Here is a 10047-nt window from a genome sequence, read left to right on the forward strand (position 1 = left end):
ATTCCCGACTGCGCGGGAATGACGAACCGTTCGCCTGCCCAGGCTCGCCGCGAGGCCGCGCCCCACGTCTCCCCGCGATCCTGGATAATGACAGGCGCTGCCCCTCCCCGGGAACGTCGATGGAGCGCACGCCCCGCCGAGCCGCCGCCCGCCGGGACAGCCAGCGGCGCCCCAGTTGGGGCGCCGCTTTCGTCAGCGCGCTGGCGTTCCCCCCGAGGGGCGAAGCCTACTTCTTGGCAACGTCCTTCAGCCACTGATCCCAGCGCGGATCGATCATGGCCTCGCGCGTGCGGGCGAACCACAGGTCGGCATACCCCTGGAAGTCCTCTTCCAGCTTCGAGATGCCGGTCTGGGTGGTGCCCCACATCGATTCGTGGATCGTCGACATCGGCCACATCAGCCTCAGGTGGGCAAACACCTTGGGCGTCACTTCGCCGAAATACTCCTGCAGCAACACGTTCACCAGTTCATCATTGAAGCGGTGGTGATGGCAGAAGTTGCCCAGGTCGAAGAAGATGTCCCCCATCCCAGCATATTCCCAGTCCAGGATTTTGACCTCGCCGATCTCGCCGGCGACGTTCTCATCCAGGAAGTTCAGGTTGAGCAGGTCGCAGTGGCAGGGGGTCGGAACGTAAGGGTCCTTGAGCAGAGCCGTTTCCACGTCCTTCATCTTGCCCATGATCCAGTCGAAGTCGAAGGGGAACTTGCTGCCGTGCTGTTTTGAGATGCCGATCAGGTGCTCGACCCGGCGAAAGACGTTGAACTCGCCCTTCACCTCCGGGGCGCGCGTGTGGTACATGCGCAGCTTGCGCACCACCCGCCGGATGTTGTCCGGCTTGACCATCTCTTCGGGCGGAATGCGTTTGCCGTCGATGAAGCGCGTCACCAGGTAGCCTTCGGGTTCGATGAAGTACAGCACTTCGGGTGCAATGCCCAGCAGCCCAGCCGCCAGATTGGAGGCATGCTCGATCTCGCGCTTGATCCCCAGCAGGTCGGTGTTCTCGCCGGTGATGCGCAGCATGTAGGCCTTGCCGCCCGTCTCCAGCTTGTAGTTCTTGTTGGTGATGCCGCCGGTTAGCTCACTGGACTTGATGTCCTTGGCATCTTTCAGGAAGGGCACCCGAGCGATGGATTGTTCGAGCGTCAGCCCCATGGTTTGCCTCCGTGGATGGAAATAGCGAACACAAGGCAGGGGCCCGACCGTGGGCCGGGCCCCTGCCCCATTCAGGCAGACTCTAGTCGCCGCCCTTGGCAGCGGCCGCCAGGTCGGCCTCGATCTTGCGCAGTTCGTCTTCCGAAGCCTTCTTCGGCCCGGTGAAGTGCTTGCGTGACCAACCGAACCAGTAGACGAGCAGCAGGATGGCGACCAACACCATCGTCCAGAGCACCAGCTCGTTCGGCGGCAGCACGAACACGATGCAGATGATGATCGTGTACACAACCGCCACGATATTGAGGAACGGCCCCCAGCCCTTCAAGTTCCAAGGGGCGTTCTCACGGGTGGTGAACTCGCCCTTCTTGCGCAGCTTGTTGCGCACATTGAGGAAGGTCGGCGTGTTGTAGGCGATGTACAGGGCGATCGTCGAGATGGAGGTGACCACGAAGTAGGCCGCCGCGTACATGCAGGTGATGACCGCCAGGATCGACGTGATTACAATCGACTTGACCGGAGTTCGCCACTTCGGGTTGATGTCGCAGAAAACCTTCGAGAACGGCATGCCGCCGTCCCGGCCGAAGGCGAACCACATGCGGGACATCGAGGTGATCGACGAGAGGCCGCACAGCCACATCCCGCCGAAGACGATGATTGCCACGACATTGGCCATGAACGTGTTCAGACCTGCGTAGGCGATGTACAGCACCGGATAGGGATCGGCCACAGTGCCGGCGATATCGGGGATGTTGAAAGTGAAGGCCATCAGCACGATGTAGCCGATGACGGCCGAGACGGCCACCGACAGGAACACCCCCCAAGCGCTGTTCAGACGAGCCAGCACCGTCTCTTCCGCCACGTGGGCCGAGGCGTCATAGCCGGTGTAGGTCCACTGCGCCTGCAGGAAGGCCAGCGGGAAGACCAGCACGAAGGGCGCCAGCGTGTAGACATTGACCATACCCGGGAAGATCTTGAAGAACGGCGACGGGATGACCCACGGTCCCAAGAATAGGGCAGGGCCGGCGCCGGAACCGTCGGTGAAGACACCGGACGAGGCATCCAGGGGGTTGATCGTGTTCACGTACTGGGTGACGAAGGAGAGGGGCTGATGGTTCTTGCCGAAGAACGTCAGCAGAGCGGCGATGATCAACACGCCCCCAATGTGCCAGTACACACTGAAGTCGTTGAGCTTGGACGTGAGGCGGATACCGAAGGCGTTGATGAGAACCTGCGGGATCATGATCACGACCATGATGAAAATGTAGAAGCCCCACGAGGTCAGCGTCCAGCCAAACATGCCTCCAAAGACGGGCGTCGCTGGGTCCATGCCCACTGCGCGGGTGAGCAGCCCGACGAAGTAGATGGCGGCGGCGATGTTGATGCCGGCGGTGATGGTGATCTGGCCCAGCATGTTCATCCAAGCGGTCATCCAGCCCCAGCCGACGCCCCCCAGTCGGGAGGCCCAGTAGTACAGGCCGCCGGCGGTGGGGTAGGCCGAAGCGATCTCGGCCATCGAGGCGGCGATGATCATGGTGAAGATGCTGACAATCGGCCAGCCGAAGGTGTTGATCATCGGCCCGGCGAACTTCAGGCCGTAGCCGTACAGCAGCATGGCCCCGGTCAGGATCGAGATGATCGAGAACGAGATGGCGAAGTTCGAGAAGCCGCCCATCTCGCGGAACAGCTGCTGGGCATAGCCGAGCTTGTGCAACTCTTTGACGTCGGCGGCGATGATCTCGTCGCGCGACTTGCCCTTCATATCAGCCATGGCGAGTCCTCCTCCTTGAAGGATGACAAGGATAACGATCTTCTTCGATGCGAGTTGGAACTGAGCGCCGTCCGCTGCAGCCTCGTCCCCGCCAACCTGCCCCCAGATGGCGGACCGCAGCAGCCCGGGTGATGCGGCTCGATTGAGCTAGGCCACCACCCCCTTCCCCTTGCAGACTCCCCTGTGAAGGAAAACCTGATCGCTGTTCACCGACGCGAAACCCCAGCAGCCCCCCGGGGTCGGCTGGGCTCCGGCAGTCGTTTGAGTGCGTGCAACAGGCCGGGTGGGACCGGCTGTGGACCTGTTGGTGCCTGTCACTTCCACCGACCGTACAGTTAATCCACGGAGCGGTCAAGTGACACTACTCACCCGTGGGAGGCTGATACGCGTACGCCGGGGGCCTCCTCATCCGACGGGCAGGAGGCGGTCCCGCTTGTGCCAGAGCGTCGGGCGTCGGGTGTGGGAGGCTGCCCAGGCGTCCGGCAGGTCGGGGAACGGGGCGCTAGCCTGGAGGGCCGGCCGCTGCTCCCGGGCAGGCCAGGCGGTAGCCATGCCCCCCAGCCAGCAGCCGTCGGGGATTGGCGGGATCGGCTTCCACCTTCTCCCGCAGATGGCAGATGTAGGCCTCCAGGTACTCGAGGTCATCGGCGAACGCCGCACCCCAGACAGCCATCAGCAGATCCTGAGCCGCTACTTCTCTGTCCGCATGCTGGGCCAGCATTCGCAACAGCCCATATTCGCCCGAGGTCAGGCTGACCTGCCGGCCGGAGAGGAACACGCGGCGATGCAAGTCATCCATCCGCAAGTCGCCGCACACGATCACGCCTCCGCCGGGTCGGTCTCCGCTGCGATGACGATCGGCCGCCATCCGCACGCGCCGCAGCAGCTCACCGGCGGCGAAGGGTTTCCACAGCACGTCGTCCACCAGGCGTTCCAAACCGCTGGGAAGGCCGTTGCCCCCGCGTTGGGCCGTCACCAGGATGATCGGGGCCGCGGTCACGGCACGCAGAGCGTAGGTCAGGTCCTGACCGACCGCGACGCCCCGCAGCACCAGGTCCAGCAGCACGACATCTGGCTGCCACCGGCTGGCGGCAAGCGCAACCTCGGTCGGCTCGGCCAGCAGCCGCACCTCGCAGCCCGCCGAGGTCAGGACCTCCTCCACCAGCCTGGCCAGTTTAAGCTCATCCTCGATGACCAGGACGCGCAGGGGGGGATCCTTGGCAGCCGGGGGAACAGGCGAGTGGTCAGCAGGCATGCAGTCTTCCTCCGGGTGATGACCCTTCAGCCACTCTACCAAGTCTTGCCTGCAAATCGCATAGGAATACCGCTGGAGTCAGTGAGAAATGCGTGAAAGCCGCGGCGGCGTTAGTCGGGTTCGTCCGGACAGGCAAGCATGTAGCCTACGCCCGGGCTGGTCACAATCCGCACCGGATGCCCCGGGTCGGCCTCGACCTTCTGGCGCAGGTAGCGGATGTAGGCGCGCAGGTATTCCAGATCGTCGCGGTACTCCGGACCCCAGACCGCGGCCAGCAACTGCGAGTGCAGCATCACCTGGTTCTTGTGGACAGCCAGCTCATGCAGCAGGCGATACTCGGTCGGCGTCAGGTGGACCTCCTGCCCACCGACGGTCAGCTTGCGGCGAGGCAGATCGATGCGCAGCTCGCCGCACGCCAGCTCGACCTCGTCGGCGGCGACCGACTCCTTACGCGAGCGGCGAATCACGGCCCGCACCCGCACCAGCAACTCCTTCGAGCTGAACGGCTTGGTGATGTAGTCATCGGCGCCTTGCTCGAAGCCGCGCACCAGATCGGTCTCTCGGTCACGCGCCGTCAGCATGATGATCGGGACATCCGAGAACTCGCGCACGCGCTGCGCCACGCCGAACCCATCCATGGCGCCCGCCAGCACGACATCCAAAATGACCAGGTCGGGCCGCTCCATGGCCGCCATCTCAACTGCGTTCTCGCCTCGTCCGGTGGAGAGCACGCTGTAGCCGGCGGCCGTCAGCACCTCACGCACCAGCCGCACCAGCTTCGGCTCGTCATCGACCACCAGGATCTTCCCCCGCTCCATCACTAGTCCGCCTATCCGCCTGGGATCACGCCCGGGCACTTCCTGGCAGCGCCTCGTATGGCAGGGAGAAGTACAGGCTGGTTCCCTCCCCGACCTTGCTTTCCGCCCAGATCCGCCCTGCGTGGGCGATGACGATCGCCCGCGCCACGGGAAGCCCCAGCCCCGTTCCGGCCACATGGTAGCCGGTCGGCGCCCGCACCCGGAAGTACTTCTCGAAAAGCGGGATTAGATTCTCAGGGGAAATCCCAACGCCCTGGTCGGAGAGGCAGATCACCACCTCCTGGGCGCGGGTCTCGCCCCGGATCAGTACCCGCCCGCCATCCGGCGAGTACTTGATGGCATTGTCCAGGATCACCCGCAGCACCTGCCTGATGCGCAGGTGGTCGGCATCAACGATCGGGAAGCCTGGCGGGAAGTCGACGATCAACTGATGGATCTCCGTGCGCCTCTGCATCTGCTCGGCCACTTCGCGGGCCAGGATTGGCAGGCGCAGCGGCTGCTTCTCCAGCGTGAATTGACCGGTCTCGATCAAGGAGGCGCTCAGGACCTCCTGGATCATGGCGTCCATGTTGTCGCATTCTTCGTCGATCAGGGTGAGGAAGTCTGTCCGTTTCTCCTCGGACCACAGCACCTCCTCCAGGAGCAGAGCGGTGGTGTAGCCCTTGAGGGCGCCGAGCGAGGTCCGGAGTTCATGCGAGAGGTTGGCCATCACCTCCGAGCGTAGGCGCTCGGCCTGCTGGGCATCGCGGATGACATTGGCCTGCTGCAGCAGGCGATCGCGGTCGATGGCCAGGGCGATCAGGTCCGCTAGTGTTTGCACGAACGGCAGGTCGTTCTCGGTGAACTCCGCCGGGCCCCGAAGGGTATGCAGCTCGAGCACGCCCAGTTTGCGCTCGCCTACGCGCAGCGGTGCGCCCACAGCGCTGATGGGCAGCTTCTGCGAACCGAGGGCGCGGGCGATAGCGGCCGCGTTGGCTGGCCGCAGATCCGCCATGGCAGCCGCCACTTCCGCGGGGGTCTTGAACAGCCGTGCCCGGCCGGCGTCGTAGACCTTGCCGCTCATGGCCTCTCCGGCCCGGTACCCGACTTTGTGTAACAGTTCGAGGTCGTAGCCGAAGGCGGCGGCAGGGCGAAACAGTCCGGCGCCGTCGTCCCAGATCGTGATCACCCCGACTTCGGCCGGGTCGAGCACATTAACCAGCTTGGACATGACCGCGCTCAGGAGGGCGGAGAGCTCCTGGGCGGCGTTGAGCGCCTTGGCGACTTCATTCAGCGCGTGCAGTTCGCGCTGCGCCTGTTTGTAGCCTGCCTTGGCGGGTGCTGTCATGCCGGCCCCCGCGGTCAGTGTACAGGCAGTGACCAGACAGGTCAACGCACTGAGGGTTCAGGACATATGAGCCACGCTGCAATCGCCTCCCGCCATGGAAGGAGGCGAGCTCAACCGTGGGTAACCGGACGGACCTACTTCCGGCCTCACCCCCTTGCCTCTGGCGGCACCGCGGTGCGGAGGGGTGCCTCCCTAAGCGGGCGATGCGGAGAGCCCTTTCAGGATGCTGCGCGGTGGGAGGGAGTCCTGGAGGAGTTGAGGGTTCGACGGATTGAAGCGGGGCCGCCTACAGAAAGGGAAGCGCTGCGCTCATGCTCTCATATCTATCCAGACCTGCACCCGCACGGTCTCACCTCACTGAAGCCGGGGAAGATGACCTATGGGGTCCGGGCTGCGCCCAAACCCCACACGTCGCGAAGCTCTCTCCTCGCAGGAGAGGAGGTGCTTGAATCTAGGCCTTGACGCCGGCAGCCTCGAGACGACCCTTGCAGAAGGCCTCAACACCCTCAACCGCCTTGGAGAACTCAGCCACGGTGAACAACGTCGAAGGGTGGGTGTTGAACTGGTCGAGCGACAGCCCGGCCGGCTCAAAGGCCTGCATCGTGAACGGCATCTGGTAGATCTTCTCGAGGGTCGACTCAGGAATCTCCTCGTCGATGGCCGTGTCCCTGAACTCCAGGTCATCCCCCAGCTGGAACATTGGCTCGAGGGCGCTCGGCGGCAGCGTGTACACGATGTCGCCGCCGGCGATCTCCTGCACGTCCCAGTAACGCATCTTGCCGTTGACGAGCGGACCGGTGCGCACCGAGCACATCAGCAACTTGCTCGGATACCCGCCTTCCTGGAGCATGCGGTAGGCCCGCCGGAAGACCCCAATTCCGAACCACTTGCGATCGGCCTCGGTCCAGTTCACGCCATAATAGGCGGCCTGTTCCGGGAGGATCGGGCGTTCGGTCAGGCGGCCCATCATGTGCGTGATCACGGCCCGCCAACCGGAGGTATCGACCTTGTTCTTGTTGGCCTCAGCCAGGCCTTCGACAGCAGCCCGCGCCACGGCCATGATCTGCGGCAGCGTGAAGCATGTGGTGGTGTTGGTGGCGATGCCCTTCGAGGTCAGGTGGCGAACGACGTCCACCCCCTGCTGGCTGGCCGGGACCTTGATCATGACGTTCTTCGACAGGGCCTTCAGCTCATCTGCCTGCCCATACATGATTTCCTTCTCAGTGAAGAGCCGAGGATCGAGCTGGCCGGAGACCCAGCCATAGCGACCGCCGGAGGCCTCAAACAGCGGCAGCAGCTTCTCGGCCCCGCGCTGGACGATCTCCTTGTAGGTCATCCACCACAGGTCCTTCAGTTGGATGCCGGGATTGGCCTTGATCTGGTCGTCGACCCACTTCTCCCACAGGGCCGGGTCGGTCTTGATGGCCGTCAACGAGAGGGGGGGATTGGTGGTGCAGCCACGGAAGACGCTCTTGGCCATGTCCTCCCAGACGAACAGACGCTTGAGCTGTGCCTCGAGCTCCTTCTTCTTGGCGGCGGGAGCGGCCTCCACGTTCTTCTTCACCCACCAGTCAAAGATCAGTGGGGACGAGTCCCACCAGATCTCCGCATCCGGGTTGGTCCTCTGCAAGCGTTCGAATACACTTTCGGCCATGGATGTTCCTCCTGCCTGAGGGTTCCCCGGACCGGCTTGGCCGGCTGCCACCGGGGGCGGATAGATCTAAGGAATTCGACACCGCCGGGCACATCCTGCCGGCCGCGGCGGATGTCTCATCGTAGCACGGAAGGGCCCAGGGGCCGGCCCGCCCAAACTCACTACCTTGGAATGATGCTTGTCAAACCTGCCGGGTGCCGGGCGCCGCTTCAGGCGCGGAGGCGCTCGCCCTTCGGATCGAAAAGCGGGTCGTTCTCCACCGTCAGCTTGATGCGCTCGCCGAACAGTTCGACCTCGAGGACCGTGCCCGGCTTGGCCAGCCCAACCGGCAGCAAGCCGTAGGCGATGCTCTTTTTGACGGCGTAGCCGTAGCCGCCGGACGTGATCCAGCCGACGACCTTGTCCTTCTCGAAGATCGGCTCGTTGCCCAGCGCCACGGCCGTCGGATCCGCCAGCGACAGGCAGCACAGCTTCTGCTTGATGCCGTCTTTCTTCTGCTTGAGCAAGGCTTCGCGCCCGACGAAGTCACCCTTGTCCAACTTCACAGCGAAGCCCAGCCCGGCCTCGTAGGGTGTGTAATCCGGGTTCATGTCGGCGGCCCAATAGCGGTAGCCCTTCTCCAGCCGCAGCGAGTCGATCGCCTTGTAGCCGGCGGCGACGATCCCGTCCGGTTCGCCGGCCTGCCACAGGGTGTCCCACAGGCGCTCGCCGTACTCGATCGGGCAGTAGAACTCCCAGCCCAGCTCGCCGACGTAGGTCACCCGCATCGCTAGCACCGGCACGGCCCCGACGGCCATGCGCTTGGCGGTCATGTAGGGGAAGCCCTCGTTCGAGATGTCGTCCCGCGTCACGCGCCCGAGGATCGTGCGCGCCTTGGGTCCCCACAGCCCGAGGCAGGCATAGGAGGAGGTGACGTCGTCAAGGGCTACCGATCCATCTTCCGGCGCCCGCAGGCGCATCCAGGAAATGTCGTGCTGGCCGAAGGCGGTGCCGGTGATGATCAGGAAACGGTCGATGCCGGTGCGAGTCACGGTGAAGTCGCATTCGATACCGCCGCGCTCGTTGAGCATTGATGTGTAGATCACCGAGCCGACCGGTTTGTCGATCTGGTTGTCGCACAGGTAGTTGAGGAATTTCAAGGCCCCCGGCCCGCGCAGCTCGATCTTGCTAAAGGACGACTCATCAAACAGCCCGGCCCGCTCACGCGTGCCCAGGCATTCGACGCCGATGGCCGGCGACCAGTTCTGGCGGTACCAGCCGCGCGGCTCGTACCCGTGTTTGGCCAGTTTCTCGTGCGGCGTGTACCAGTTGGGCCGCTCCCAGCCGAACTTCTCGCCGAAGAACGCCCCCAGTTCCTTCTGGCGATGGTACGCCGGGCCCAGCCGCAACGGCCGACCGGAGGTCCGTTCCTCGCCCGGGTAGTGGATGTCATAGTACCGGCCATAGGTCTCCATTGTCCGGGCGAGGGTGTAGTCGACGCTGGCGTAGTTGGGGCCGAAGCGGCGCACGTCCAACCGCCAGGCATCCCACTCGGGCGTGCCGTGGATGATCCACTCAGCCATCGTCTTGCCGATGCCCCCGGCCCCGGCCAGACCATGGGCGCAGAAAGCGCAGGCGACCCAGAAGCCTTTGACATGCGTCGGCCCAAGCAGGAACTCGGCGTCCGGGGTGAACCCCTCGGGGCCGTTCAACAGCTGGATGATCTCGGCCTTCTCCACCACCGGCACCCGCCGGATCGAGTTCTCCATCAGGGGCGTGAAGCGCTCCCAGTCGGGCGGCAGCAGCTTGTAGTTGAAGTCGTCCGGAATGCCATCCAGGCCGAAGGGGGCCGGATCGTGCTCGTAGCCGCCGGTGATCAGGCCGCCGACCTCTTCCCGCCAGTACACCAGCAGATCGGGGTCGCGCAGCGTGGGGAAATTGTGGGTCACACCCTCGATGGGCTTGGTGATCAGGTACAGGTGGGCCATCGGCACCACCGGCAGGTAGATGCCGACCATTCGCCCGACGTCGCCGCCCCACTGCCCGGCGGCATTGACAACAATCTCGGTCTTGATGGTGCCGCGCGAGGTGAC

7 protein-coding genes are annotated in these 10047 nt (G+C 64.3%); all 7 read right to left on the bottom strand.

The annotated features are described in order from the left end of the window. Positions 1-226: 226 nt before the first annotated feature. Entirely contained in the window at positions 227-1153 is a 927-nt protein-coding gene (locus MUO23_06360) for a phosphotransferase family protein (protein MCJ7512578.1), read from the bottom strand. 82 nt (positions 1154-1235) lie between these two features. After that, on the bottom strand, positions 1236-2921 hold the full coding sequence (locus MUO23_06365) for an amino acid permease (GenBank protein MCJ7512579.1): 1686 nt from the start codon (positions 2919-2921) through the stop codon (positions 1236-1238). Positions 2922-3423: 502 nt separating this feature from the next. Continuing rightward, on the bottom strand, positions 3424-4176 hold the full coding sequence (locus MUO23_06370) for a response regulator transcription factor (GenBank protein ID MCJ7512580.1): 753 nt from the start codon (positions 4174-4176) through the stop codon (positions 3424-3426). 110 nt (positions 4177-4286) lie between these two features. After that, a complete protein-coding gene (locus MUO23_06375; GenBank protein ID MCJ7512581.1) occupies positions 4287-4994 on the bottom strand; it encodes a response regulator transcription factor in 708 nt (235 codons plus the stop codon). A gap of 25 nt (positions 4995-5019) precedes the next feature. Continuing rightward, a complete protein-coding gene (locus tag MUO23_06380) occupies positions 5020-6321 on the bottom strand; it encodes an ATP-binding protein (protein ID MCJ7512582.1) in 1302 nt (433 codons plus the stop codon). 451 nt (positions 6322-6772) lie between these two features. After that, positions 6773-7975 (bottom strand): hypothetical protein, encoded by a 1203-nt coding sequence (locus MUO23_06385; GenBank protein MCJ7512583.1) that lies wholly within the window; start codon positions 7973-7975, stop codon positions 6773-6775. A gap of 209 nt (positions 7976-8184) precedes the next feature. Then, a partial coding sequence (locus MUO23_06390; protein MCJ7512584.1) for an FAD-dependent oxidoreductase occupies positions 8185-10047 on the bottom strand: 1863 nt, incomplete at its 5' end.

The organism is Anaerolineales bacterium, from assembly GCA_022866145.1.
Classification (GTDB): domain Bacteria; phylum Chloroflexota; class Anaerolineae; order Anaerolineales; family E44-bin32; genus PFL42.